General features: G+C 68.0%; 26 protein-coding genes and 2 tRNA genes. 16 read left to right on the top strand and 12 right to left on the bottom strand.

All coding sequences use genetic code 11. The features are described 5' to 3' along the window. Positions 1-1,176: an MFS transporter gene (locus EV649_RS04075; RefSeq protein WP_241997697.1), complete on the top strand. Its 1,176-nt coding sequence runs from the start codon at positions 1-3 to the stop codon at positions 1,174-1,176. On the opposite strand, the gene EV649_RS04080 is transcribed toward EV649_RS04075, so the two are convergent. From EV649_RS04080 to EV649_RS04090, 3 genes are all read right to left on the bottom strand, one after another. Then, positions 1,166-1,558, bottom strand: coding sequence for a DUF126 domain-containing protein (locus EV649_RS04080; protein ID WP_130380635.1), 393 nt, complete (start codon positions 1,556-1,558; stop codon positions 1,166-1,168). The genes EV649_RS04075 and EV649_RS04080 overlap by 11 nt on opposite strands. Continuing rightward, positions 1,555-2,769, bottom strand: coding sequence for an aconitase X catalytic domain-containing protein (locus EV649_RS04085; protein WP_130380637.1), 1,215 nt, complete (start codon positions 2,767-2,769; stop codon positions 1,555-1,557). The genes EV649_RS04080 and EV649_RS04085 overlap by 4 nt, the downstream gene beginning before the upstream one ends. Before the next feature lie 109 nt (positions 2,770-2,878). Continuing rightward, entirely contained in the window at positions 2,879-4,975 is a 2,097-nt protein-coding gene (locus tag EV649_RS04090) for a S41 family peptidase (protein WP_241997698.1), read from the bottom strand. Between the two features lie 132 nt (positions 4,976-5,107). On the opposite strand from EV649_RS04090, the gene EV649_RS41045 reads away from it, so the two are divergent. The 3 genes from EV649_RS41045 (at position 5,108) to EV649_RS04100 (ending at position 6,894) form a co-directional block, all read left to right on the top strand. Continuing rightward, positions 5,108-5,554: a hypothetical protein gene (locus EV649_RS41045; RefSeq protein ID WP_198682290.1), complete on the top strand. Its 447-nt coding sequence runs from the start codon at positions 5,108-5,110 to the stop codon at positions 5,552-5,554. A 175-nt stretch (positions 5,555-5,729) separates the two neighbouring features. Continuing rightward, positions 5,730-6,161, top strand: a complete 432-nt coding sequence (locus EV649_RS41050) for a hypothetical protein (RefSeq protein ID WP_198682291.1) — start codon at positions 5,730-5,732, stop codon at positions 6,159-6,161. A gap of 28 nt (positions 6,162-6,189) precedes the next feature. After that, positions 6,190-6,894, top strand: a complete 705-nt coding sequence (locus EV649_RS04100) for a M50 family metallopeptidase (protein ID WP_130380639.1) — start codon at positions 6,190-6,192, stop codon at positions 6,892-6,894. On the opposite strand, the gene EV649_RS04105 is transcribed toward EV649_RS04100, so the two are convergent. Next, positions 6,891-7,616, bottom strand: coding sequence for a DUF5995 family protein (locus tag EV649_RS04105; protein ID WP_130380641.1), 726 nt, complete (start codon positions 7,614-7,616; stop codon positions 6,891-6,893). The two genes, EV649_RS04100 and EV649_RS04105, sit on opposite strands and share 4 nt — an antisense overlap. A 4-nt stretch (positions 7,617-7,620) precedes the next feature. Further along, positions 7,621-8,649 carry an aldo/keto reductase gene (locus EV649_RS04110; protein WP_130380643.1) on the bottom strand — a complete coding sequence of 343 codons (1,029 nt, stop codon included), beginning with the start codon at positions 8,647-8,649 and terminating at the stop codon, positions 7,621-7,623. A 50-nt stretch (positions 8,650-8,699) separates the two neighbouring features. On the opposite strand from EV649_RS04110, the gene EV649_RS04115 reads away from it, so the two are divergent. Continuing rightward, positions 8,700-9,200 (top strand): DUF664 domain-containing protein, encoded by a 501-nt coding sequence (locus EV649_RS04115; RefSeq protein WP_130380645.1) that lies wholly within the window; start codon positions 8,700-8,702, stop codon positions 9,198-9,200. Here the strand turns inward: EV649_RS04115 and EV649_RS04120 are convergent. From EV649_RS04120 to EV649_RS04130, 3 genes are read right to left on the bottom strand one after another with little or no spacing between them, the layout of a single operon-like run. Continuing rightward, positions 9,193-10,329 carry a hypothetical protein gene (locus tag EV649_RS04120; RefSeq protein WP_130380647.1) on the bottom strand — a complete coding sequence of 379 codons (1,137 nt, stop codon included), beginning with the start codon at positions 10,327-10,329 and terminating at the stop codon, positions 9,193-9,195. The genes EV649_RS04115 and EV649_RS04120 overlap by 8 nt on opposite strands. Before the next feature lies 1 nt (position 10,330). Beyond that, positions 10,331-11,200 (bottom strand): exodeoxyribonuclease III, encoded by an 870-nt coding sequence (locus EV649_RS04125; protein WP_130380649.1) that lies wholly within the window; start codon positions 11,198-11,200, stop codon positions 10,331-10,333. Between the two features lie 31 nt (positions 11,201-11,231). Then, a complete protein-coding gene (locus tag EV649_RS04130) occupies positions 11,232-12,008 on the bottom strand; it encodes a uracil-DNA glycosylase family protein (protein WP_130380651.1) in 777 nt (258 codons plus the stop codon). A 101-nt stretch (positions 12,009-12,109) separates the two neighbouring features. Between EV649_RS04130 and EV649_RS04135 the strand changes: the two genes are divergently transcribed. From EV649_RS04135 to EV649_RS04160, 7 genes are all read left to right on the top strand, one after another. After that, positions 12,110-13,597, top strand: a complete 1,488-nt coding sequence (locus EV649_RS04135; RefSeq protein ID WP_157996166.1) for an amidohydrolase family protein — start codon at positions 12,110-12,112, stop codon at positions 13,595-13,597. A gap of 46 nt (positions 13,598-13,643) precedes the next feature. Beyond that, a complete protein-coding gene (locus tag EV649_RS40715; RefSeq protein WP_157996167.1) occupies positions 13,644-13,787 on the top strand; it encodes a hypothetical protein in 144 nt (47 codons plus the stop codon). A gap of 97 nt (positions 13,788-13,884) precedes the next feature. Continuing rightward, positions 13,885-14,769 carry a sigma-70 family RNA polymerase sigma factor gene (locus tag EV649_RS04140; protein ID WP_130380655.1) on the top strand — a complete coding sequence of 295 codons (885 nt, stop codon included), beginning with the start codon at positions 13,885-13,887 and terminating at the stop codon, positions 14,767-14,769. A gap of 72 nt (positions 14,770-14,841) precedes the next feature. Continuing rightward, positions 14,842-15,381 (top strand): hypothetical protein, encoded by a 540-nt coding sequence (locus tag EV649_RS04145; RefSeq protein ID WP_130380657.1) that lies wholly within the window; start codon positions 14,842-14,844, stop codon positions 15,379-15,381. Positions 15,382-15,475: 94 nt separating this feature from the next. Continuing rightward, positions 15,476-15,548 (top strand) — tRNA-Asn (locus EV649_RS04150). 80 nt (positions 15,549-15,628) lie between these two features. Further along, the gene (locus tag EV649_RS04155; RefSeq protein ID WP_130380659.1) at positions 15,629-16,204 is read left to right on the top strand and encodes a DUF4232 domain-containing protein; all 576 of its coding nucleotides are present in this window, start codon (positions 15,629-15,631) and stop codon (positions 16,202-16,204) included. 107 nt (positions 16,205-16,311) lie between these two features. Next, positions 16,312-16,974 (top strand): hypothetical protein, encoded by a 663-nt coding sequence (locus tag EV649_RS04160; protein WP_130380661.1) that lies wholly within the window; start codon positions 16,312-16,314, stop codon positions 16,972-16,974. Between the two features lie 75 nt (positions 16,975-17,049). Here the strand turns inward: EV649_RS04160 and EV649_RS41055 are convergent, their stop codons facing one another. Further along, positions 17,050-17,187: a hypothetical protein gene (locus EV649_RS41055; protein WP_165546613.1), complete on the bottom strand. Its 138-nt coding sequence runs from the start codon at positions 17,185-17,187 to the stop codon at positions 17,050-17,052. A gap of 131 nt (positions 17,188-17,318) precedes the next feature. On the opposite strand from EV649_RS41055, the gene EV649_RS04165 reads away from it, so the two are divergent. Together EV649_RS04165 and EV649_RS04170 are read left to right on the top strand one after the other, a co-directional pair. Then, positions 17,319-17,392 (top strand) — tRNA-Ile (locus EV649_RS04165). A gap of 114 nt (positions 17,393-17,506) precedes the next feature. Then, positions 17,507-18,445 (top strand): aldo/keto reductase, encoded by a 939-nt coding sequence (locus tag EV649_RS04170; RefSeq protein WP_130380663.1) that lies wholly within the window; start codon positions 17,507-17,509, stop codon positions 18,443-18,445. A gap of 68 nt (positions 18,446-18,513) precedes the next feature. On the opposite strand, the gene EV649_RS04175 is transcribed toward EV649_RS04170, so the two are convergent. Both EV649_RS04175 and EV649_RS04180 read right to left on the bottom strand, forming a co-directional pair. Then, on the bottom strand, positions 18,514-18,789 hold the full coding sequence (locus EV649_RS04175; protein ID WP_130380665.1) for a YggT family protein: 276 nt from the start codon (positions 18,787-18,789) through the stop codon (positions 18,514-18,516). 151 nt (positions 18,790-18,940) lie between these two features. Then, positions 18,941-20,614 carry a S8 family serine peptidase gene (locus EV649_RS04180; protein WP_241997699.1) on the bottom strand — a complete coding sequence of 558 codons (1,674 nt, stop codon included), beginning with the start codon at positions 20,612-20,614 and terminating at the stop codon, positions 18,941-18,943. A gap of 220 nt (positions 20,615-20,834) precedes the next feature. Here EV649_RS04180 and EV649_RS04185 point away from each other — a divergent pair, with 220 nt between their 5' ends. Next, complete coding sequence (locus EV649_RS04185) at positions 20,835-21,317, top strand: DUF664 domain-containing protein (RefSeq protein WP_206751577.1); 483 nt, start codon at positions 20,835-20,837, stop codon at positions 21,315-21,317. 55 nt (positions 21,318-21,372) lie between these two features. Continuing rightward, the gene (locus EV649_RS04190; RefSeq protein WP_277875650.1) at positions 21,373-22,317 is read left to right on the top strand and encodes a phosphotransferase; all 945 of its coding nucleotides are present in this window, start codon (positions 21,373-21,375) and stop codon (positions 22,315-22,317) included. Here the strand turns inward: EV649_RS04190 and EV649_RS04195 are convergent. Next, positions 22,301-23,413, bottom strand: coding sequence for an NAD(P)/FAD-dependent oxidoreductase (locus EV649_RS04195; RefSeq protein WP_130380673.1), 1,113 nt, complete (start codon positions 23,411-23,413; stop codon positions 22,301-22,303). The genes EV649_RS04190 and EV649_RS04195 overlap by 17 nt on opposite strands. Between the last annotated feature and the right edge of the window lie 80 nt (positions 23,414-23,493).

Below are 23,493 nucleotides of genomic sequence, written 5' to 3' on the forward strand. Positions count from 1 at the left end.
ATGGAGACGGTCTTCATCCGGTGGACGTGGCTGCGGGCGGTGCTGCACAACGGGTGGTGGCTGGTCACCAGCGTCTATCTGGTCGTCGACGCCGGACTCTCTCCTGCCGAGCTCGTGCTGATCGGGTCCGTGCAGAGTGCGTTCGCGCTCGTCTTCGAAGTACCTGCCGGCGTCATCGCCGACACGATCAGTCGCAAGTGGTCGCTGGTCATCTCCCAGGTGCTGATGGGTACGGCGATGCTCGCGACCGGGCTGTTCGAGTCGTTCCCCGCGCTGCTCGCCACGCAGGTGCTGTGGGGCATCTCGTGGACCTTCGCGAGCGGATCCGACGTCGCGCTGATCACCGACGAACTGAATCGGCCCTCGGAGATCAACCTCGTCCTCGCGCGGGCCGCTCGTGCGCAGCTAACGGGTGCCGCGACCGGTCTCGTCGTCCTCGGGCTGCTCGCCTGGACGACCCGGCGCGACCTCACCATCGTGATCGCCGGCGCCGCGATGGCGGCCCTCGGGCTGTACGTCGCGTTCCGCTTCACCGAACACAACTTCGTCCCGACCCGGACCGCCCGTTGGTCGGCATCGTGGAGCACGTTCCGACGCGGCGTCACGCTGGTACGACGCAGCCGCGCGATCCTCCTGATCTTTGCCGCAACTTTCCTCGTGAACGGCGCCTCGGATGCCGCGGGACGCCTTACCCAGAAGCAACTTCTCGACCTGGGCCTGCCGAGTGCGCCGGACCCGATCGTCTGGTTCACCGCCCTCGGCGTCACGGGGCTCGTCGTCGGTGCCGTCGTACTCAGGCTCGTCACGCAGCGGATCAACGGCGCCCATGCCGCGACCGACTACTCATTGGCCGCCCTCGTCGGAGTGCTGGCCATGCTGCTGCTCGCGTTCGCTCGCGATCCGGTCGTCGGCGCGATCGCCGTCGTACTGCTGAACGGCATCGTCACGCCACTCACTCGCGTGATCAGCACGATCTGGGTCAACGCCCGTACGACCGCCGACATCCGCGCGACGACGCACTCGTTCCTCGCGCAACTGGAGTACCTGGGCGAGATCGTATGCGGCGTCACCATCTCCGCGATCGCCCGACTCACCACACTCCCGCTCGCGCTCATGGCGTGCGCGGTCCTGTTCGCGGCGACCGCCGTACTGATGCGCCGGCCAGTCACCAGGTGATCGTGCCGTCGGTGACCTGCACCAGGGCGTCAGTGGGGATTGCGTCGTACGGCGCGACGACGACCGGGAAGTTGAGGCCGTACAGCTCGGCGGCGATGAGGGCGCCGAGCGGGATGATCGGGTCGGGGCGGGACAGGATGATCGCGGCGGGAGCGGTGCGGGCGCGGATCTGCTCGGCGAGGACGCTGGAGGCGGAGCTGGAGCCGCGGCCGGACTCCATCAGGAGGATGCGGCCGGTGAGGAGGGCGCCACACTGCGGGTGATGCGCGTCGACGATGCGGCCCTCGTTGTCGGTGCCGCCCCAGAAGGACAGCGGCGCGGTGAGGCGGATCGGCGTACCCGTCGCGGTGCCGGGGTGGAGGGTTCGGCCGCGGATGATCATGCGTCGAGGACCACGTGGCCGGCGCGGGCCGAGGCGACGCATTCGGTGAGCGAGCCGAGGATCGCGGAGACGTTGATGTTGCCGGGCGCGTAGTGGGCCCACTTGCCCGAGTTCGTCATCACGTACTTCCAGGTGGGCGACAGGATCGCCGTGACGTACGTACAGGTGTCCACGACGACCGTTACACCGGCGGCCTCCAGCACCTGGAGTACGCCGTTCTCGGCCAGGCGCTCGCGGGTCGCGCGACCGGTCGACAGGTAGAACGGCAACTTCAAGGGCGGTCCCACCACTAGCTCGGACAGCCGGACGCACTCGGCGTACGACGCGTGCGGCGTACCGATGCTCACCGCATCCAACTCCGACGCGACGGACGACAACTCGCGCCGGACTCGCTGCAGTGTTTCCAGATCGACCACTCGCACGGGCAGACCGCCAATCGCCGTCGGTGCCTCCGGCGTGACGCCGACCGCGTGGAACAGCGCGACACCGCCGGCCGACGCGGCCGCTGCGCCGAGAGCCTTCAGGTCGTCCTCTCCCACGTCGGCCGGAATCCCCAGCAGTACAGGGATTTCGGCCCCGACGACCGACCCGATGTGGTGACCGAGCAACGGATACACCAGATCGGTGAACTCGCCCAGCGGCCGGCAGTCGAACACCACAGTCCCCTGCCGTGCCTCGGGAGTCTGCAGCCCGGCGTACGGCGCTCTTCCGGTGATCGCCGCGCAGACGTCGAGGAAGTCGCCGTACCGATCCGTGCGCGCGCCGAGCACCGAGTTCGCGAACACGATCGCGTTCGACTCCGCCCACGCGATGTGCTCACCGAGCGCGGGGCGATTCGGGAGCTGGTACGGCGCGCAGGTGAACGTCGGCGTACAACCGAGGTCGACGTACGCCGCCATCAGCTCCCGCCCCGCCGCTGCGAGTTCATGATCCCGGACGAGGCCTGGATGGATGAGGTCCGTCGATCCCACGTTCAGCGTCGTCGGCACGCGCACGCGGGCGCCCAGGTCGACGAGGCGGTGCGCGAAGTCCAGGCTGACCTGACCGTGGTACAGGCACGAGTCGACGTGCGCCGACGTGATCTCGACCAGCCGCGGCGCGTCCGAGATCCGCGCCTGCCCGACGATCACCCGCATCGCGAGCGCCACACCGCCCCCGTCCCGACCGCCGAGCATCGCCTCTTCGTCGGCGGTCAGGTGCAGAGTGGGCATGCGTTGAACTTAGCGGACCTGCACCACTCACTAACCTGCCCTACGCGGCGAGCGTCACGCTCAAACAAGCGGCCGGGGCGCGGTTGGTGAGTGGTGGCGGTCCGCCCTTCTATACGACCTGCCGACGGGATGCGACGAGCTCGCCCGCGTCGTACCCGTCTGCGCGGAGGAGTTGGCCGGGTTTTACGTCCAGGATGTCGATGCTGAGCGGGCCGCTGTAGTCCTCGGAGCTGATCGGGCGGCCTTCGACGTAGAGGTCGACGCGGTCGATGCCCTGGGCATCTATCGCGACGGTGAGCGTCGTCCCGGTCAACGACGTCTTCAGGTCGAGTCGGCGGACCGGCAGCGCGGCGAGCAGCTCGCCGGCCTTGTTCAGCAGGTCGACGTTGCCCTCGAGCAGGTCGTCCCTGGTCATCCGGTGGGTCTCCTGCGGCTTGACGCCGAGGTCCTCGACCGGCGTACCGGCGAGCTTGCCGACCCGCAGGGTGCGCCGGATCGCGACCCGCAGGTTCGCGCCGTTCGGCAAGGCGACGTACGGCGAGGTCTCGTCGGGTGGCGGTGGTTCGTTCAGGAGCGCCGCGAGCAGACCGTGCGTCCAGACGTTCGCGCCGCCCGCGCCGGTGTTGTCGTCGACGCCGAGGATGGTGCCGATCTCGTGGTCGGCGAACCCGGCGGCGAAGATGTCCGTCGCCGAGTAGACCCGGGCGTCGGTGATGAGCACGACCGGTCCGTGGTACGTCTGGCCGATGTCGTTCGCACCGTCTTCGGGTGTGATCGGTTTCGCCGCCGAGTACTGCGCCCCGGTCTCGATCGCCAGGTCCAGCGAGTCGAACCACGGACCGAGATCGATCCCGGCCGGGTTCTCCTGGTGCCGGCGGCAGATCCGGAGGTTGAGCGGCGAACTGATGAACTGCACCGGCTCCGGCGCGACGCGTCGCGGGGTCATCGTCTGCAGGGTGAACTCGCTCGCGTAGATGTGCCCGCCGCCGTTGTCCCGGACGTCCACGATCAGGCCGTTTTGCGGCAGCACCGCGGCCAGCCGCACGAACTCGTCCCGGAACGCGACCGGGTCCGGCACGCTGAACGTGAAGATCCGCAGGTGCCCGAACGTGCCGGACGACGTCACGACCTCACGGGCCCGGAACACACCAGGCATCGTGGTCGGCAGATCCGCGCCGGTGACCGCCGCCGGGGCAGCCAGCTCGGCCGAGCTCTGGCCGCGTTCGAGTTCGACGACGTCGCGGACGTACAGCGCCTTCTTCGCGCGCGACTTCTCGTCGGAGTCGAGGTCGAGACCCATCGATGCCGAGGCCTCGCTGATCGCATCGAGATCGGTCATCGGCGGAAGGTTCGTGGTGACCTTCCACTGCTCGCGCAGTTCCTGATCCGAACCGTCGAGGCCGACGTACGTCAGCGTCACCCAGTCCTCGTCGGGTGGTGCCTGGATGACGAGTGGGCGCAGGGTCAGCGACTCCAGGCCGCGGGCCAGGTTGGCGGCCTCGTTGCTACCGGCGAAGACGGCACCGTTGAGCGCGACCGCGCGGGCGATCGGCGTACCGTTCCAGTGCGTCACCTCGGCGCCGGGACCGAACTGCGGGGCCTGGTAGCCCGTGATGGTGCGGGTGATCAGGTAATGGTCGGAACCGTCCGCGTCGTGGCACTTCTCGATCATGAACGGCAGGAACGCGATCTTCCCGGCGAACGGCACCGGCAGCAGGTAGTTGGTGTGCAGATCGCGGACCGAGTGGAAGATGCTCGACATCTCGCGATGGAACAGCCACTCGGCCTGCATCGTCTCCGCCGTCTGACGCTCCATCCGCGCGCGCATCACGCGCAGCCGCTGCAACGGATTCACGGCGTGCATCGCGACCTTCAAGGGCAAGTGCACGTAGTTCTCGCTGAGCAGCAGAAGCGCCTGATCCACCAGGAGTTTCCGCTGGTCGAGCGTCAGCGTGCCGGCCGCGTCGAGGAAGTCCGCCAACGGGACAGCACCCGCCGCGTCCGTCCCGACTGTTTCCCGCACTGCCGGCCGACGCGCGGCCGTCTTGCTGGCCGCCGTCCTCTTCGCTGCGGTCTTCTTCGCTGCGGTCTTCTTCGCTGCGGTCTTCTTCGCTGTGGTCTTCTTCTTTGCCGCGGTCTTCTTGGCGGCTGTCTTCTTGGCTGCTGTCTTGTTGGCCGGGCGCTTGGTCGTGCGTGGTTGAGACATCTTTCCCCCAATGCGGCAGCCCCTCCCCGGGCCGCGATCCCTCCACCGTCGTCCGCGCGCCAGGCGATGTCAACGGCCCGCCACGCCGTTCCACCAGGACATCTCACCGCCTTGTCAATCATTATCGAAAGCATGCGGATCAGCCGTTTGTTCTTGACGGCCGCCCTCCTGATCGGCGTGCTCGTCCCGACGCCCGCGCAGGCGGCGGCAACCTTCCCACGCATCGACGCGAGCGGCTTCCAGCTCGTGTCGGGTGACACGTTCGCGACGTACGGCGCCCGCGTCGCGCAACTGGAGACCAAGCCGCCGCTCGCGCCGGTCGGCGTTGCCGAGGTGCTCGCCGCGTCCAACCGGACAGGGCGGCCGTTGTGCCATGCGACGTACCTGAACGCCCCGCTCAATCCGCAGGGGTTCTGTTGGCAGGACGGCGAGGACGACGAGAACGTCTGGATCCCCCAGGGCGTCAGCGGTTCCGGCGACGCCCAGCCTGCCGGCGGGGCGGTCCTGCGGGTGTTCGACCTGCGGCACATCTGGCGGACGGACACCAGCACCGGTGAGGTCGGACTAGGTCGTGGCTGATGGTCCAGTGCGGCGAGGTGCCGTGCCGAGTGCCGCGCAGTAGGCGCTGGACCATCAGCCACGACCTTGGTGCCGACGGCAAGTATCACGCGTTGTGGCACGCGTTCGCGCTGCCGCAGATCGGTGCCTACTGGTACGCCGGTGGCGGGTGCGCGAACACGACCGGGACCAAGCCGTGCTTCGCGTCGCTCGGGATCGACCACGGCGGGACGGGATCGTTCGTGGCGGTGGAGCACACGACGCGGGGCGGCGGATCGTTCGCTGGCCGCTCGACGAGTCGACCGGGCTGCTCCGTGCGGGCGCCGACGGGGTCGTGCACGCGGTCGAGGCGTTCGACTCGCCGGTGTGGGGGATGCAGGGCGCGACGTCGTACAGCAACAGCTTCGTGATCACCGGCGTGTGTCCGGAGTACGCCGGGAACATCGGTGACGGCATCGACTACCCGAGTTGCCCGCATCGCGGCCTCGGCGGCGAGTCGACAACGGTCTGGACCAAAGCACCGAAGAACACCGAGAACCTGTCCTACTGGCCCGCGACCGGTGAACTGTGGCTGATCAGCGAGCAACTCCGCGAACGGGTCACGGTCCACATCCCCTTCCCCCAGTAGTTGACCACTCGCCTGTAAGGATGGGCGGGTGAAGGAGTTCTGGGACAACATCACGTCGGTTCAGCCGGAGCCGTCGCTCCAATTGATCATCGGTACGGGAGTGGCCGCGCTGCTGCTGATCGCCTGGCGCCCGATCTGGAAGCACACGCGGCAGGTCGTGACGATCGCGCACGAGGGCGCGCACGGACTGATCGCCGCGTTGGTCGGCCGCAAGCTGTCCGGGATCCGGCTGCACTCGGACACGTCCGGCGTCACCGTGTCGCGTGGCAAGCCGACCGGCGGCGGGATGATCGCCGTACTGCTGGCCGGCTACCCCGGTCCCGCTCTCTTCGGCCTGGCTGCCGCGTTCGTCCTCAGCCGCGGGTTCGCCGTTGCGCTGCTGTGGGGACTGCTGGCGGCGCTGGTGATTCTGCTGCTCCAGATCCGCAACCTGTTCGGGCTGTGGTCGGTGCTGGTGTTCGGAGCCCTGGTGTTCAGCGTGACGTGGTGGGGCTCTCCGTCGGTGCAGTCCACCTTTGCGCACCTGCTCACGTGGTTCCTGCTGCTGGCCGCGCCGCGTGCCGTGCTGGAGTTGCAGCGCTCGCGGCGGCACGGTCAGGGGCGTAGCTCCGACGCGGATCAGCTCCGGCGCCTCACCGGCGTACCTGCGTTGATGTGGGTCGGTGTGTTCGGGCTGGTCACGCTTGCTTGCCTGGCGTTGGGCGTGCTCTGGTCAGGCGTGCTCCCGAGCTAGGGAGGTGGCAGGGTGACGCCGAAGCCGGTCACTGCGAGCCGCAGCAACACCTGTCCTGGCCTGAGCAGGTCAGCCACCTTCGCCGCGCTCAGCACCTCTAGCTCACCCAGCCGCTTCTCATAGCTGCCTTGTACGCGTGCCTGCTGCAGCTCGACTGTGTTGTGCCAGACCTTCTGCCGGGACTCGCGCAGGAAGCGTTGCGACGCGAGCCGGTTGAGTGGTGTAAGGACGCGATCGATCAGGCTGCGCGCACCGGTCGCGGCGAGCTCACCGTCCTCTGCCGCGACCCGTTCGGCGAGCACACCGTCGATCCGTTCGTGATCGCGCCGGCGTCGATCCATCAGCTGCGGATCCAGGAACTCGTCGTCGCTGATCACCGCGAGCAGCGCCTGCGGCAGGTCGTAGTTCACGTGCGCATTGATACCGAGCAGCACATGCGCCAACGCCGGCAGCTTCGCCGACGCCTCGAAGGCCAGTCGCCACGGACGCGCCACCGACGTACCGTCGTGGGCCTGCAGGTAGAGCTCCGCGAACCGCACGTCCCAGACCTCGACCCAGTCCGGATCCTCGAACCGGCCGTGGTCGATCGCCCGTCCCACAGCCTGTGTGGTGCGCAGATACGTCTCCAGGAAGAACCGCCGATGCACAATCTCCGGCGGCAGCTCGTCAACCCGCAGCCGCATCTGCGCTACCACGTCCGCGATCGGACCACGATCGGTCATCGGATCAGGCACGCCCTCCGCTGATCGGGCGGGCGCGTTGGTCTACGCCTGGGCCGCCGTACGGATAGTCGGCTGCACCCGGGTCGCTGGCCTCGTCGAGTTTCGCGGTCTCCTCCGGGGTGAGGTGGAGGTCCGCTGCGGCGAGGTTGTCGTCCAGCTGCTCGAGCGTGCGCGCGCCGAGGATCACCGATGTCATCGCAGGCCGGTCGACCAGCCACGCGAGGGCGACCTGTGCCATCGAGATCCCGCGCGCCTCGGCGATCTCGCGGACCGCGTCGACGACGTCGCGGACACGCTGGTTGCGGCTGCGGCGGTACCAGGATTCGACGCCGCGGTCCGGGTTCTCACCGAGCCGCGTCGCACCGGCAGGCTCCTCGTCGAACGAGTACTTGCCGGTCAGCCAGCCGCCACCGAGCGGCGACCACGGCAGCAGGCCCAGGCCGTTCTCCTGCGCGGCCGGGACTATCTCCCACTCGATCTCACGGACCAGCAGGTTGTACTGCGGCTGCAGCGTGACGAGCGGCGACCACCCGCGGTACGCGATCAGGTCGCACGCCTTCTGCAGCTGCCATCCGGTGAAGTTCGACAGGCCGCCGTACGAGATCTTGCCGGCGCGTACGGCGTCCTCGAGGAAGCTGAGCGTCTCCTCGAGCGGCGTGACCGGGTCCCAGGCGTGCAGCTGGTAAAGATCGATGTGGTCCACGCCGAGTCTCTGCAGTGACGCCTCGAGCGCCTTGCGGAGGTGCCGGCGCGACGTACCGACGTCGTTCGGCCCGTCACCGGTCGGGAACCGGCCCTTCGTCGCGAGAACGACGTCGGCGCTGCTCTTCTTCGCCAGCCAGCGCCCGACGATCTCCTCGGACACGCCGGCCGTGTACACGTCCGCGGTGTCGACGAAGTTGCCGCCCGCCTCGACGTACCGGTCGAGCTGCGCGTGCGATCCTGCCTCGTCGGTCTCGTTGCCGAAGGTCATGGTGCCGAGCGCGTACGTCGAGACAACGGCGCCACTCGCGCCGAGAGTGCGATATTCCACGATTGCTCCCTCTCATCGAAGTGTCTGAAGCGAAGACTACGGTGGCGGGTATGAAGACAAGTGAACTGCTCCTCGATGCGCACAGCCGGGTTCAGGAGGTGCTGCACGACGTCGTCACCGGGCTCGACGACAAGATGCTCACGTCGCGGCCGGATGACACGGCGAACTCGATCGCCTGGCTGGTCTGGCACCTGACCCGGGTCCAGGACGATCACCTGGCGGACGCGGGTGGATATGAGCAGGTCTACACCGCCGACGGGTGGTTCGAGCGGCTCGGGCTGCCGCTCGACGAGGCCGACACCGGGTATGCGCACACCTCCGACCAGGTCGGTCTCGTGAAGCTCTCGGCGGATCAACTGCTCGGGTACTACGACGCCGTACACGCACGGACCGCGGAGTTCCTCAGCACCGTGACCGACGAGGGCCTCGACCGGATCGTCGACCGTCGATGGAACCCACCGGTCACGCTCGGAGTGCGACTGGTCAGCGTCATCGACGACTGCGCGCAGCACTCGGGCCAGGCGGCGTACGTGAAGGGTCTCCTCAGCTGAGGGTGGTCTGCCAGAGCGAGGTGCCGGCGATCAGGTAGAGCTTGCGATTCGGCATCAGTACGGCGTCGGTCACCGTGCCCTCCGGACCTTGCGCGTCCTGGACGGTCCACTGGCCGTCCCGCCCGGTGAGCACCTTCACCTTGTTGTCCTGGGCAACGACCTGGACGACCTTGTCGCCGTCGACGATCGGCGGCGGCAGCTTGTCCTTGTCCCCCACCGGGATCGACGGCACGCCCTGGAGCCGCTTCGCCGCCCCGGAGGCGTCGAGCTGCCAGATCGCGAGCTGACCGTCGACGTACCCGGAGATCACGCAGTCCTTCGCGCAGGTCGCGGTGTTGGCCTGACTGCGGCTGCCAGGATCGGGCAGCACGATCCGGGTCCAGCCCTGGTTGAGCTTGGTGGATCGCCAGACAGCGGCCTCCTGCGCGACGGTGTTGGGCGCGAGCCGGACCTGCGAGCCGACGAGGACGATGCTGTCGCCGAGCGTCGTACCGAAGCCGGGCCCGACCAGGAGGGACGGCGTACTTTGCAGTGCGGTCTTCGTCGGGTCCTGCCTGGTCCATTTGCCGTCGCTCTGCGGCAACCAGACCATTGCGTCGTTGCCCGTCTGGACGCCGCCCCAGGTGCCGAGGAGCGCGCCACCGCTCGGCGTGCGAACCGCGCTGAACAGGTCGCCCGCGGTCTGGCCGCCGAAGGTCCAGAAGTTCTGTGGTTGCTCGACGAGTCCGGTCTGCGGCGTTCCGGTCCAGACCGTCCAGCGGGTGTTGGAGTGCGCGCCGCCCGATGCCCCACCCAGCGCGAGGAGTTGCTTGCCGTCGTACGCGATCGAGTACCAGATCGCCTCGAAGGCGTACGGGCTGGCCGGGTTCGGTTTCACTGTGATCGGTGTGCGCTTGCCCGTGCTGTCGAGGAGTTGGAGCTCCGGGACAACCTTGGCGCCGCGGTGCCGCAGGCCGACCAGCAACTGGTTGTCGTAGGCGGTCAGGGTGACCGGCTCGGCCGGGCCGACGTCGACCTTGGTCCAGGCGATCGGCTGCGGCTTGTCGTCAGCTTTGTCGTCAGCTTTGTTGTCACTGCAGGCGGTGAGGGTCGCTAGCACCAGGATCACGACCGCAGCGAGGCGCCGCATGTCAGCGGCTCTGCGGAAGCTTGGTCGTCTTCTTCCGGCCGGTCCGCGGCGCGGACGGGGGCGGCACGACCGGACCGATGTCGCCGTCCGGCGCGGTGTCGAGGTCGATGATCACCGGTGCGTGGTCGCTCGGGCCGGTGCCCTTGCGGGCCTTGCGGTCGATCCACGCGGCCTTGACCCGCTCAGCGACCGGGACGGTGGCGAGCATCAGGTCGATCCGCATGCCGAGGTCCTGGTGGAACATACCGGCGCGGTAGTCCCAGTAACTGAAGATGCGGTTGTCCGGCCAGCGGTCGCGGACGACGTCGTGCAGGTCCTTCGCGGCCATCAGTTCCGCGAGCGCCTGCCGCTCGGGCGGGGTCACGTGCGTTTGACCGACGTACGCCACGGGGTCGAAGACGTCGGCGTCGGTCGGGGCGATGTTCATGTCACCGCAGACGATCTGATCGGCCGGTCCGTTCGCCACGACCTCGGTCAGCGCCGCCAGCCAGGCGAGTTTGTAGTGGTAGTGGTCGGAGTCGGGCACGCGACCGTTCGGCACGTACAGCGAGTGGATCCGGACACCGCCACAGGTCGCGGCCACCGCGCGCGCCTCGGGATTCGGGAACCCGGGCGCGCCGGCGACTCCGGTCACCACGTCCTCGAGTCCGACCTTGGACAGCAGGGCGACCCCGTTCCACTGCAGCTCGCCGTACAGACCGATCTCGTAGCCGCGGCCGGTCAGCTCGGCACCCAGCAGCTTGGTGAACGCGTCGTCCGCGAGCTTCGTCTCCTGCAGGCACACGACGTCCGGCTGCCGCTCGTCCAGCCAGTCCAGCAACCGCGGCATCCGCTGCTTGACCGAGTTCACATTCCACGTGGCGACTCGCATCCGACCAAGGTAGCGCCAGCCACGGACCATTTCAGCCGAGCTTCGGCGCCCGCCAGACGAGAGTGTTCAAGAGGTCGGTGCCAGGACGTTCGACGCTGTTGTTGTGCCGGGGTTTGTCCTTGCGTCCCCAGGCATCGTTCCCCAGCCACGGCGGTACGCCGAACGGCAGGTCCCGCGGCGGGATCGGCGCGTAGTCGGACTCTGCGAACTTCACGCCATAGTTGGGAATTGTGGTGTCGCCGTCCGGATCCGGCGTCACGATCGCCCGCAGCTCGACGATCGCGTGCCGCCAGCTGTCGACGAGCACCTTCGGGCTGCGACTCGACGGATGCGGTACCTCGAACAGCGGTACGTCGGGCCTGTCCGTCCACAGGTGCACGGCTGAGCGGGCCTGGGTGCCGAACGCGACGATCGCCTGCAACTCGGGGCCGGTGATCAGGTCGAGCAGCGTGTTGCGCCAGGCGAGGTGGTCAGGCCGAGAGAGCAGCGGTGCCGCCTGCTGTGCGCGAGACGGTCTGAGCGCATAGGCGTAAGCGTTGACCAGTGCGTAGCTGCGGGTCAGACCGAGCTTGCTCAGGAAGCCCTGCACGCGCTGACCGGCGTCACCGACCAGCGTGCGACCGGCGATGCGTTCGGTCGGGCCCGGGTCGGACGCGATCGCGAGCAGCCGGGCCGTGCGATTGAGCCGTCCCCGATAGAAGACCGGACCCCAGTCGTGCCAGAACAATTCCCGGAAATCCGCGTAACTGGGAACCTTCGCGAAGTGTCGCGCCACCGGAGCCGGCGGACCGGGATCGAAATCACCCATCGAACTACCTCCCCCTCGGCGATACGCTCATGATCAGGGGCGGCAACGGGGATTCTACGGGAGGGTGGGCCATGTTTGTACTGCGTGGAACCGTAATGACGATGCGATCCGGCGGGGAAGTTCTCACCGGCGGCGCGGTGTACGTCGGTGACGACGGGCTGATTGCGGCGGTCACGCCGTTGGATCCCGTCCCGGCAGGATTCGAAAATGCGCCGCGGATCGCCGCGGGCGGGTTGATCTGCCCGGGTCTGATCGATCTGCACAACCATTTGATGTACAACAGCCTGCCCTTGTGGACGGAGCCTGCACGCGCCGTTCCGTGGACCTCGCACAACCAGTGGGGGCGCGCACCGACGTACAGCAGCCAGATCAGCCAGCCGGCCCGCCTGCTCGGCGCCACCGCGGGGCGGGCGCTGCTCCGGTACGTCGAGACTCGGGCGATCGTCGGCGGTACGACGTCGATCCAGGGGAACCCGCGCGGCGCCGTACCGCCGGACAACGACCTGATCCGGAACGTCGACTCGGAGAAACTCGGGACACACGACGATTTCATCCGGGTCAGCACCCTCGTCGCCGAGAACGCGGCCGCGCTGGCGCCGTACGCCGCCGCTGTGCAGGCCGGGCGTGGATTCATCGCGCATTCGGCGGAGGGGTCGGATCCGAAACTGCGATCCGAGTTCCGGCTGCTGGCCGATGTCGGTGTGGTGAAACCGCAGCTGGTCGCGATTCACGGCGGGGCGCTGAATGCCGATGATTTCGCGGCGATGAAGGTCGGGAATTCGAGTCTGGTCTGGTCGCCGTTCTCGAACTTCTGGTTGTACGGGGCAACGGCAGATGTGAAAGCCGCGCATGCGGCCGGGGTGCGGTTGTGCCTCGGGTCGGACTGGGGTCCGTCGGGAACGCGAAATGTCCTGTGGGAGTTGAAGGTTGCCGATCTGTGGAACAAGACGCAATCGGTCTTCACCGACGAAGAACTGGTCCGGATGGTGACGTCGAATCCCGGTGAGGCGTTGTCCGGGGTCTGGCCGCGTCCGGTCGGTCGGCTCGAGCCCGGCGCACTCGCGGACCTGGTCGTCGTACGGCGCTCTGCCGCGGGCACCTATCGCAGTGTGATCGAGGCGACCGAGGCCGACATCCGGCTGGTCGTCGTGGGTGGTCGTGCCCGCTACGGCCTCCGGTCGCTCATGACACCGCTCGCGCCGGCGGCGACGCCGATCAGGGTCGGTCGGCTGTCGCGCGCGATCGACTACGGCGACCCGGCCGTCACCTGGAAGACCGTCGTAGCGGACCTGGAGAAGATCCGCAGCGACCCGGCCGGGGCGTCCGCTCGCGCAGCTGCCACCTTCGCGGGTTTTGTTGGGGATGGTGTTGCCGGGAACGGTTTCGCCGACTCGTTCGTGTTGTTGCCCGACATGCCAGCACCCGAGGTCGACGACGAGATCCTCCGCGGCGGCCCAGCCACTCCCTCCCCCGATCCCGTCACCATCCCGCCTTTGGAGCCCCTGACCACCGGCACGGCCTGGTTCGACACGGTCGACGCAAACCCGTTCCACAACGGCCTCCTCAGCGGCCTCCGCGCGTACGCCTGAGGTACTCGACCTGCTCGCGGAGCGGGAACGACCGGCCGGTGAACCGGTGGAGCACCCGAAGGTCGGGATCATCTCGATGCTGCGGCCGGTGCGCCCGTCGATGGCGGGCTCGACCAAGCGGTCGGAGCCGGTCAAGGGGTCAGTCGTGTGGTACGCCGCACTGGCGCCGTCGTACCCAGCCTGGAGCTGACTCGAGGTAGTTATCCACATACTCGAAGTCACCGGTCCGGCGTGGGTCGATTCGCGGCACTCTCTTTGGCAAGGAGATCGGCGGCGAAGGGTCCGGAATGGGAGATCTCGACTGTGAACCGGCGGACATCACCGCGCTGGTGGCGTATTTGCGCGACATCGGGCAGCACGAACTACTGACCTTGGAGGAGGTGAACGAGCACTCGTACTGGATCGAGGCCGGCCTTCTGGCGGCGGAGCGACTAGCTGGCGATCCCGGGCGGCACGATCCCGGCGACCTGCAGAAGGTGGTCGCGCTCGGGCGGCACTCGTGGCAGCGGATGATCGAGGGCAACCTGCGACTGGTCGTGTCCCTCGCCCGGCGGTACGGCGGGAAGGGCATCTCGCTGCTCGACCTGATTCAGGAGGGCAACATCGGGCTGATGCGGGCGGTCGAGCGGTTCGACCACCGGCTCGGGCACCGGTTCTCGACGTACGCGATCTGGTGGATCCGGCAGTCGATCGGACGCGCGATCTCGGACCGTTCCCGCCTGGTGCGGATGCCCGCCCAGGCGTACGCCGACGCGTCCCGGGTGGCGTCGGCGCGCCACGACCTGACCCAGGAGCTGGGACGTGAACCCGGTACGCCGGAACTCGCGCGGGCGACCGGGCTGAGCATCGCGCGGATCGAGCGGGCGCAGGCGTGGCGGATGCAACCCGAGACGCTCGATGTCGAGGACACCGACCCGGTGATCGACGACGACCCGATCGTCCTGCGGGCCGCGCTGCGCCGGGACCTTGCCCATCACCTCCAGTTTCTCGACGACCTGCACCAGACCGTGCTCCACCGCCGGTACGGACTGCACGGCCATATCCCGTCCACTGCTGAGGAGATCGCGATGCAACTCGGTCTGAACACGGCGAAGGTTCGCGCGCTGGAGCGCGAAGCCCTGCGGCAGCTCCGGCGCCGGGCGCTGCCGCAACTCCGCGACTACGTCGCCTGACCGGCCGCCTGATCGACGGCCCCTGGTCGGGTGCGCTGATCGGCTTCTTGGTGCGGCTGGGATGATGTGGGTGTGAGACTTCTGCGTAATCCCTGGCCGCGCGAGCTGGGCGAGGCCGTGTCGGCCGCCGCCCGCGAGTCGACCGGGAGCAAGGAAGACGTCCTGGCCGCCGTCGAGTTGACCAACGGCCGCTGGGTCGCCGGCACCCGCGCCGCCGTCTACCTGCCGTCGGACGCCGCAGACGCCGACCGCCGGGTCGGGTGGGAGAAGATCGAGCGCGCCAACTGGGATTCCGAGGTGTCGGTCCTGCACGTCTACGAGACCACCGACTTCGGCACCCCCCTGCGCGCTACCGAGCTCAAGGTCGAGGACCCGGGCCGCTTCGGCCAGCTCCTCCGCGAGCGCGTCGACGCGAGCATCGTCGTACAGCGTCATGTCCCGTTGTCCGGCAAGCGCGGCGTACGCATTGTCGGCCGCCGCAACCCGGCTGCCACCGACGCGGCCGTCACCTGGAACTTCGTTCTGGACAAGGGATTGGAGCCCACCCAGCCCGGCGTCGTGGACGCGGCTGAGGCAGCCCTCCGGCAGGTCCGCGACGAGTTCGGAATCTGACCCGGCAGCGGCCCGAATCCCGTTTTTGTAGTTCGCCGCCCGCCTGCTAACCTACTCAGGTCCTCGGGGATCGAGGGCTTGAGCATCACCACGATCCCGCGTAGCTCAATTGGCAGAGCAGCCGGCTGTTAACCGGCAGGTTACTGGTTCGAGTCCAGTCGCGGGAGCAACACACCAGCCGGGCCTCCACAGGAGCCCGGCTTCTGCATTTTCCAGGCCTCAACCGCGGGGCAGGTAGGTTCGGGGAATGCATCGCCGGGGGTGGGTGGGATTGGTCGGTGGGCTCGTACTGCTGACGGGCTGCGGAACCGAGGCAGCGGGCTCCGAGCCGGCTGGAGGGCCGACATCAGCGAGGGTGAGTACGCCGACAACTGTGGCACCTACGCCTACTCCTCCCCCGCCAACCTGTCCTGCGTCAGGCGCAATGATCACCGTCGGGCCCGTTGAGCCGGCGCTCGGCCATCGAGCCGTCGTACTGAAACTGACGAACTGCCGCACCGCTCCGATCACCCTCAACGGATACCCGGACGTTGCCGTACTCAACGCTCGCCGACGAACGATGAACGTGACGATCACGCACGGTACGTCGTACATGGCAAGGGACCCGGGCCCGACCCAGATCCGCCTACGTAAAGGGGAATCGGCGCTCGCCGCCGTCTCCTGGTCCAGCACCGTGGAAGTTGCCGAGGACAAGGCCTCCGGCACCTATCTCGCCGTCGCGCGCCACCGCGGCGACCGCCCGGCGGTCTGGCCGGTCGACACCGACCTCGGTACGACGGCCAAGGTCACGCTCACCGCCTGGTGCCTGAAGTTCCCGAATTGATTCGCCACGAATCTATTTTCGCGTAGCTATTGGCCTAGACCGGGAACTGGGCTACTTTCCTCTGAGTATCCCGAGGGGGGCCTCGGGGATGGAGGGGAAGGAACCCTGTGAACATCAAGAAGGTTTTCAACACCAAAGGTGGCCGACTGCTGGTGGCCGCCGTACTGGGGGCCGGCGTGCTGGTCGGTGTCACGGTCGCGGCGAACGGCGCCGTACGACCGGACTGCAAAACCCTGTCGTACCCGCTCTGCCCGCGCTCGGTCGCAGCGTCGCAGGTCGTCGACAACAGCATCCCGGCCAGCAAGCTCGTGCCGGGCGATCGCGCAGCGTTCCTCAAGAACACGGACGTGTACGGCAAGGCCGGCGTGTCCGCCGACTTCAAGGCCGTGACCATCGACAAGATCGGCGGGTCGTTCAAGACCAACAAGACCAAGGTGGGCGAGTTCAAGCTCGAGCCCGGCACCTGGCTGCTGAACTCGACCGCGTTCTTCGCCCGCACCACCGCCGGCGCAGAAGGCACCCGGCCGCAGCTCGCCCTCCGCGTCGGTGCCTCGGACACTGCGTTCGGCACTGACTACGGCACCATCCTCGGCGCCGAGATCTCGCCCGCGAAGGACCGCGAACTGACCGGCTCGACGGTCAAGGTCGTGACCGTCGACAAGGCGACCACGGTCGAGGTCTTCGCCTTCGGCTACAACGACGACGCCGGCTCCGCCGGAAGCGGCGAGATCGCCGCCTCCGCGTCCGTCGTAGCGGTCCTGGTCGGCTGACCAGCCACCCACTCATCAAGGAGGCCCTGACCGCAACCTGCGGTCAGGGTCTCTTCGTGCTTCGGGAGGAAGTGTCTACTTCCCCTTCTTCCGGTCGATCGCTCGCTGGATACGTTGCTGCGGCTGACCGAGGATCTTCGCGAGCAGCGGCACGCGGTACTTGTACGCCGCGATGGCGCCCACCACGATCACCAGGAAAATGAACCAGCCCATAGGGTTCCCTTCGTCCGGACCTGCTGCCTCCATCATGCCCGGTCAGCGGTAACCACCCCCTCAGTCGAACCCCTGACCCACCCCTGGTTTCGCACCACACCCCCACCCACCAGATACGATCTCCCGCACACGGGGCGGTAGCTCAGCTGGTTAGAGCAGGGGACTCATAATCCCTGGGCCGCGGGTTCGAGTCCCGCCCGCCCTACTTTGTGTCTGTGTGAGCCCGGGTCATCCTTCACAGGTTGGCTCGGGCTCTTGCCAGCCAGAACCGGCCCGCGCGGGTTGACCTGGAGCGCGCTTCAGCAACGAGGCTGGGGCCATGAACACACCCACGATGGCCCTCGGGGCGATGTACTTCGGCACCAGGGTGGACGAACGGACCGCCTTCTCGATGCTCGACCGGTACGCCGAACTTGGCGGGGCCTTCATCGATACCTCAGACAACTACAGCTTCTGGACCTCCGAGACTGGCTTCGGCGGCCAGAGCGAGGCGCTGCTGGGCCGCTGGCTGGCGTCCAATCCGGGGGTCCGCGTCCGCCTCAGTACCAAAGTCGGCGCCCAGCCCACGCGGGTCGGCGGGTTTCCCGACCATCTCGAAGGGCTGCGCGAGGACGTCGTGCGGGGAGCCATGGCAAAGAGCTTGGAGAGGCTGGGCGTGGACGGTGTGGACCTGTACTGGGCGCACGTCGAAGACCCGACCGTTCCGGTGGAGGATCTGGTCGAGACGTTCGGCGGCTTGGTCCGTGACGGCCTGACCGCCCGCTGGGGCGTGTCGAACCACCCGTCCTGGCTGCTCGAGCGGATCCGGGCCACCGCCGAACGCGCCGGCCACCCGCAACCAGCCGCGTACCAGGAGCGCTACTCCTACCTTCAGCCCGCCGGCGGCATGGCCGTGGAGGGCCAGCCGATCCCGCTGGGAATGCTGTCACCGGACGGCCTCGACTTCCTCCGACGCAACCCGTCGTTCGACGGCTGGGTCTACACCGCCACCCTCCAGGGCCGGTACGACCGGAACGACCGCCCCCTCGAGACCGAGTACCGCCACCCCGGCACAGAACGACGGCTGGCCGCGCTGACCCGCGTCGCCACTGCGCGCGGACTCCGACCGGGCCAGGTGGTGCTCGCGTGGCTGGCCTCCGGGAGCCCGGCGCTGACCCCGATCGTCGGAGCCAGCAGCGTCGAACAGGTCGAGCAGGCCGTGGTAGGCGCGTCCACCATCCTCACCGAGGATGAACTGGCAGCGCTGGACGGCGCATAGGCGACGCACGGACAGCCCTAATGACGGAGTGGGTCAGGACGTCGCATCCCCCGTCCGGCCCGGGCGGCCTACAGGCTGAAGGCTATTGAGCGCAGGATCAGGGCGGCGAGGAAGACTGCTGTGAAGGCCAGGTCCAGGGACAGGCCGCCTACGCGGACCGGTTTCAGGACTTGGCGTACTCGGCTGATTACTGGCTCTGTCCAGGCGTGGGTCAGGGCGCGGGCTCGGGTTGCCCATTGAGGGCCGTTTGCGAGGACGCCTGTCCAGTCCAGGACCATCCGGGCGATCAATACCAGGATGTACGCCGTCAGGATGTACCCGACGAGACCTCCGATGAGGCTCATGAATGGACTCCTCCGTGATCGCCATGCTGACCGTCTTGTCAGTATCAACGGTGCAGGGCACGGAGGAATGTCCTCCTGGCCGTCTTCTTAGCGGACTATCAGGTGGTTGGGTTGCCCCTCCGGAGTTCGGAGGGGCAACCTCAGCGTGCGGCTAGTGGCGGGTTACGGCGGCGTAGGCGTCTACGATGCCGTGGCCGTAGAAGCCGTTGAAGTCTCGCGTTCCCTCGCAGAGGGCGTTGAACTCTTCGGAGCGGCCTTCGTTGATGTAGGTCTGGAGTGGCGGGGTCGGGCAGGCTCGGGGCTGCGCTGTGTTCATGAGGATCTGGCCGACCTTGTCCGGGTCCATCCCGAAGTCGCCGTGGCTCTTCTTACCGAACTGGCTGACGATCAGCGCGGCGACGCCGGTGGCATGCGGTGACGCCATCGACGTGCCCTGGAGCACGAAGTAGTACCCACACTTGGTGAAGTCCGTGACACCGGCCGGACATTGCTTCTGCGCTCCGGCCGTGACGCCGGCAGGCGTGATGTTTCCGGCAGCGTCGACCAGTCCGCCGGCCTGCAGCGTGTTCACCGGGTACGTCGACAGGATCAGGTTCTCGTTCGTCCGGAACTGCGGCGTCCCGAAGTAGTCGCGGAACCATCCGCCGGGCGCGGAGACCTCGGTCTGCTCGACGCCGTAGTTGGAGTAGTCGGCCTTCGTCGTCGACGGACCGAGCGCTGACACACCGATCACGTGCGGGCCCTCCACCGGCAGGTCGACGCAGGTCGCGTTGTCGATCACGCGCGGGTACGCCGTGTTGAGCGGGAAGTCCGGGCTGCTGATGTCGGTCCGCGGCTTGCCGAGATCCTCGTGGTTGTTGCCGAGCGAGCCGACGAGCGTGACGCCGTGGTTGTGCGCGTAGTTCAACGCCCGGTTCATCGCGCGGATGATGGTGCGCTGCTCAGCCTGCGCCTCCGGGCTGTCGGCCGGGTTGGCGGTGCAGTTGTACAGCCAGGGGTCGACGTAGAAGGACATGTTGACGACATCGAGTCCGACATCACCGGCGTACGTCAGTGCGTCCGTGACCGGGCCGAGGAACAGGAAGCCGCTGTCCTGGCCGCCGCGAATCTCCACCAGCGTCACGTTCGGCGCGACACCGGAGACGCCGACGCCGTTGGCCGCGGCACCGATCGTGCCTGCCACGTGGGTGCCGTGACCGCTGTCGTCCCAGCCAACCGGGTCGACACAGCCGCGGAACTCACACACGCCGTCGATCTCCGGGATGTCCGGCGCGAAGTTGCGGGACAGGTTCCAGTCGAAGTTCGGCGCGATGTCCGGGTTGCGGGCATCGATCCCTGAGTCGAGTACGCCGACCTTGACCGACTTCTTGCCCGGCTGGACCATCCGCGCCAGATCGGAGCGAACCATCTTCAGGCCCCACAGTTGCGCGTCGAGCGGGTCCATCCCGACCGTCTTCGTGGCCTCCGCCGCACCGGCCTTGCTGGTCGCGCCGTTCTCACTCTCGACGGTGCGCGGCTTCTGCTGCGGCACGGTGCCGATCGGCCGGCTGCGGGCCGCACCCTCGACCGCGCTCGACGCGGACACGCGGCTGACGAACCCCGACGCGGCCGCGCGCACGGTCAGGGTGCCCAGGTGCGCGTTTTCCTTGACCACTTCACCGCCGGCGGCCTTGACCGCCGCGATGGCCTGGTTACGGTCCGCGCCCGCCTCGAGCAGGACCAGATACTCGGTGTCTCCCCCGGCAACGCTCGTAGCTCCAGCGCCGGCTGTGACCGGTGCCGCGAGCGTGGCGGCGACCAGGGCGATAGCCCCGGTCACTGCCATCAGATTTCTCCGGACGTCCCTCATTGGTGGATCCCCTCCCCTGGAGAATGTGGTGACGGGGCTCACAGTAAGTCGGAGTGCCGCACCCGAGAAGGGGACGACGTTGTCAGTTCCGAAACGGCATGCTGGGTCGGCCTCACGGATTGGCATCCACGAAGGGGTGGTCATGGACTGGAGAGATCTGCCGAAGGAGCACTGTCCGCGGGGTGATGAGGTGGAGATGCTGCAGTTTGCGATGGACCGGGTGCGGCAGCAGTTTGCGTGGAAGACCGGCGGGCTCACCGCCGAGCAACTCCGACAGACGCATCCACCGTCGACCATGACGCTGGCGGGGCTGATCAAGCACCTCGCGTTCGTGGAGGACGGCTTCACCGCGCGGGCAGCCGAACAGCCGCTCGCCCCGCCGTGGGACACGCGCAACTGGGTCGAGAACGATCGCTGGGGTTGGGAATCCGCAGTCACCGACGACCCGGACGAGCTTTACGCGCTCTGGTACGACGCTGCCGCGCGCTCCCGCGCCGCCTGGCAGCAACTGAGTGCGAACGGCGGCCTGAACGCCCTGGTCGAGGACCCGGACCCTGCCTGGACCTCGAACCGCCGGCGCATCGCGATCGACCTGCTCGAGGAGTACCTCAAGCACACCGGTCATGCCGATGTCCTGCGCGAGGCCGTCGACGGCGTGAGGGGAAACGATCCTGACTGACATCGCGGACGCCCTGCGGGATTCGTACGGCGTCCACACGGCCGAACTGCACCGGATCCCCGCCGGCACCAACACGATCAACTACCGCGTCGTCGCCGACAACGGCCGGCGGTGGTTCGCCAAGCTCTACCGTGGCGACCTCGAGTGCGAACGCGCGGCGATCGAACTGACGGAGTTCGCCCGTCAAGGTGAAGTCCCGGTGCCGGCAGTACGGCGGACTCTCGACGGCAACCTGATCTGCGAACGAATGCCGGTGTCGTTGTGGGAGTTCGTCGACGGCGAGACGGCCGAGGGTGGGCTCACCGGTGCTCGCTGGCAGGCGGTCGGCACCGTGCTGGGCCGACTGCATCGACGGTTGGCCGAACATCCGGCGGCGACGCCGACGAGGCAACCGGCTGTCGGCGTGCGCGATGTCAGCAAGGCGCCGCGATCCTTCGATCGGGTGATCGACGGGTATGCGAACCGCTCGGGCCTCAGCCCGTTCGAGCAGTGGGCCTGGGAGGCCGCCAAGGAGCGCCGGGGACTGCTCGACCGGGCCGGCGCGATCCTGGCGGAGCTGCCGGACCTGACGGTGCAGATCGTTCATGGTGATCTCGCCTCTCCGAATCTGATGCTGCGCGACGACGAGGTCGCCGCCGTGATCGACTTCCAGCCACCGAGCCCGCGGTTCACCGCGTGGGAGATCGCCCGGATCGGCTGCGACCCACGCACCGTGATGCTCGGCGACGACTGGATCGACGGGCTCGCCGAACTGCTGCTCGCCTACCGCGACGAACATCCCGCGGCGCACGTCGACGACCTCGTGTCCTCGGTCGCCACGGGGTGCGCCTACACGCTCGCGTCGACGTACCCGCTCGCCGAACCGCTCGACGATCCCGCTGCCGTCACCCCGTCGCTCGAGCTCTACGCCCGGGCGCGTCACGAGGCCGCGCTCGTGATGCTCGAGCGGCTGCCCGACGTACAGGAAAGGTTGCGGGAGCAGCTCACACCGAGACCTTGAACATGCGCTCGGCGTTGTGGAGGGACTCGGTCACGATGGGCTGGGAGTTGGCGATCACCTCCTGCTGGTACGTCACGAGGTCCTGGTCCGAGGTCAGTGCGCGCGTCAATCGCGCGGCGTCCCAGAGGGCCGTGTTGGCGCCGGCGCCAGCGGCTGGGGTCATCGGGTGTACGGCGTCGCCGAGCAGGGTCACGCGCAACGAGGACCACGACGGGACGGTGATGCAGGTCCGCAGCGTGATCGGGAAGGCCGCACCGGGCTCCCCCGCATCGACCAGCTCGCGGACCGTCGGATGCCAGTCGGCCACGGACCGCTCCACGACCGCCCACAGCTCGGCCGGGCTCATCGCGAACAGTTCCTCGTCCGACGCACCGAGCACCGCGTTCGTCCCGGTCAGCACCGCCATCAGATAGTCGCCGTACTCCGCCGGCGGCTCCCGGAACACCACTGGTGCGAACGCCGCGCCAAGACCGGCTCCGTCGCTCGCGAAGCAGAACCCGCGAAGGAAGGCTTCCGGCGCGGTCTCCCGGACGGCCGGAGTCAACGGCACCTTCCCGTAGATGCAGCGCACCCCGATGTCCAGCACGTCGAGCTCCGGCACCAGCTGACCCCGCACGCGCGAACCGACACCGTCCGCGCCGACCAGCACGTCGGCGACCGCGGAAGTGCCGTCCGCGAAGGCGATCTCGACCCCGTCGGGTGTCTCGACGTACGACGCGAACTGCTTGCCGAACTGCAGTACGTCGTCGAGCCCGGTCATCAACGCGCGGCGAAACGCATACCGATCCACCGAGGTCACGGCATCCGGACCGGCCACCGGGTATACCTGCTCGAACTGCTGGTTCAGCTGGGCGTCGAAGCCCGCCACCAGGTCACCGGGCTGCGTCGCCGTGGCGATCACCCGACGCCGCACCGCGTCCGGAAGCATCGCGGCCAGCGCCTCTTCGCCGACCGGGCTGATGTGGATCCGGTAGCCCTGCTTGCGGTACTGCGGGGAGGGATCGCGCTCGAACACCGTGACGTCCACACCCGTCTTGAGCAACCCCTGCGCCAGCGCCAGCCCACCGATCCCGGCACCCATGATCGCGACCTTCATCTCCGACTCCAATCATCCGCTTGGCAAACCTTGTCATCCGTCTGGTTGATTAAGTTAGCACGCCGGATGGAAGTCCGCTA

The organism is Kribbella sp. VKM Ac-2569 (assembly GCF_004216905.1).
In the GTDB taxonomy this organism is placed as follows: domain Bacteria; phylum Actinomycetota; class Actinomycetes; order Propionibacteriales; family Kribbellaceae; genus Kribbella.

Excerpts from the sequence above, each read along its gene's own strand:
- EV649_RS04115 (WP_130380645.1), top strand. The coding sequence starts at position 8,700 with ATGAAGACAAGTGAACTGCTCCTCGATGCGCACAGCCGGGTTCAGGAG.
- EV649_RS04085 (WP_130380637.1), bottom strand. The coding sequence starts at position 2,769 with ATGCCCACTCTGCACCTGACCGCCGACGAAGAGGCGATGCTCGGCGGT.
- EV649_RS04140 (WP_130380655.1), top strand. The coding sequence starts at position 13,885 with ATGGGAGATCTCGACTGTGAACCGGCGGACATCACCGCGCTGGTGGCG.
- EV649_RS04105 (WP_130380641.1), bottom strand. The coding sequence starts at position 7,616 with ATGACCGATCGTGGTCCGATCGCGGACGTGGTAGCGCAGATGCGGCTG.
- EV649_RS04120 (WP_130380647.1), bottom strand. The coding sequence starts at position 10,329 with ATGCGGCGCCTCGCTGCGGTCGTGATCCTGGTGCTAGCGACCCTCACC.
- EV649_RS04075 (WP_241997697.1), top strand. The coding sequence starts at position 1 with ATGGAGACGGTCTTCATCCGGTGGACGTGGCTGCGGGCGGTGCTGCAC.
- EV649_RS04090 (WP_241997698.1), bottom strand. The coding sequence starts at position 4,975 with ATGTCTCAACCACGCACGACCAAGCGCCCGGCCAACAAGACAGCAGCC.
- EV649_RS04185 (WP_206751577.1), top strand. The coding sequence starts at position 20,835 with ATGCTGCAGTTTGCGATGGACCGGGTGCGGCAGCAGTTTGCGTGGAAG.
- EV649_RS04125 (WP_130380649.1), bottom strand. The coding sequence starts at position 11,200 with ATGCGAGTCGCCACGTGGAATGTGAACTCGGTCAAGCAGCGGATGCCG.
- EV649_RS04195 (WP_130380673.1), bottom strand. The coding sequence starts at position 23,413 with ATGAAGGTCGCGATCATGGGTGCCGGGATCGGTGGGCTGGCGCTGGCG.
- EV649_RS04170 (WP_130380663.1), top strand. The coding sequence starts at position 17,507 with ATGAACACACCCACGATGGCCCTCGGGGCGATGTACTTCGGCACCAGG.
- EV649_RS04175 (WP_130380665.1), bottom strand. The coding sequence starts at position 18,789 with ATGAGCCTCATCGGAGGTCTCGTCGGGTACATCCTGACGGCGTACATC.
- EV649_RS41045 (WP_198682290.1), top strand. The coding sequence starts at position 5,108 with ATGCGGATCAGCCGTTTGTTCTTGACGGCCGCCCTCCTGATCGGCGTG.
- EV649_RS04130 (WP_130380651.1), bottom strand. The coding sequence starts at position 12,008 with ATGGGTGATTTCGATCCCGGTCCGCCGGCTCCGGTGGCGCGACACTTC.
- EV649_RS04155 (WP_130380659.1), top strand. The coding sequence starts at position 15,629 with ATGCATCGCCGGGGGTGGGTGGGATTGGTCGGTGGGCTCGTACTGCTG.
- EV649_RS04080 (WP_130380635.1), bottom strand. The coding sequence starts at position 1,558 with ATGATCATCCGCGGCCGAACCCTCCACCCCGGCACCGCGACGGGTACG.
- EV649_RS04180 (WP_241997699.1), bottom strand. The coding sequence starts at position 20,614 with ATGGCAGTGACCGGGGCTATCGCCCTGGTCGCCGCCACGCTCGCGGCA.
- EV649_RS04135 (WP_157996166.1), top strand. The coding sequence starts at position 12,110 with ATGCGATCCGGCGGGGAAGTTCTCACCGGCGGCGCGGTGTACGTCGGT.
- EV649_RS41055 (WP_165546613.1), bottom strand. The coding sequence starts at position 17,187 with ATGGGCTGGTTCATTTTCCTGGTGATCGTGGTGGGCGCCATCGCGGCG.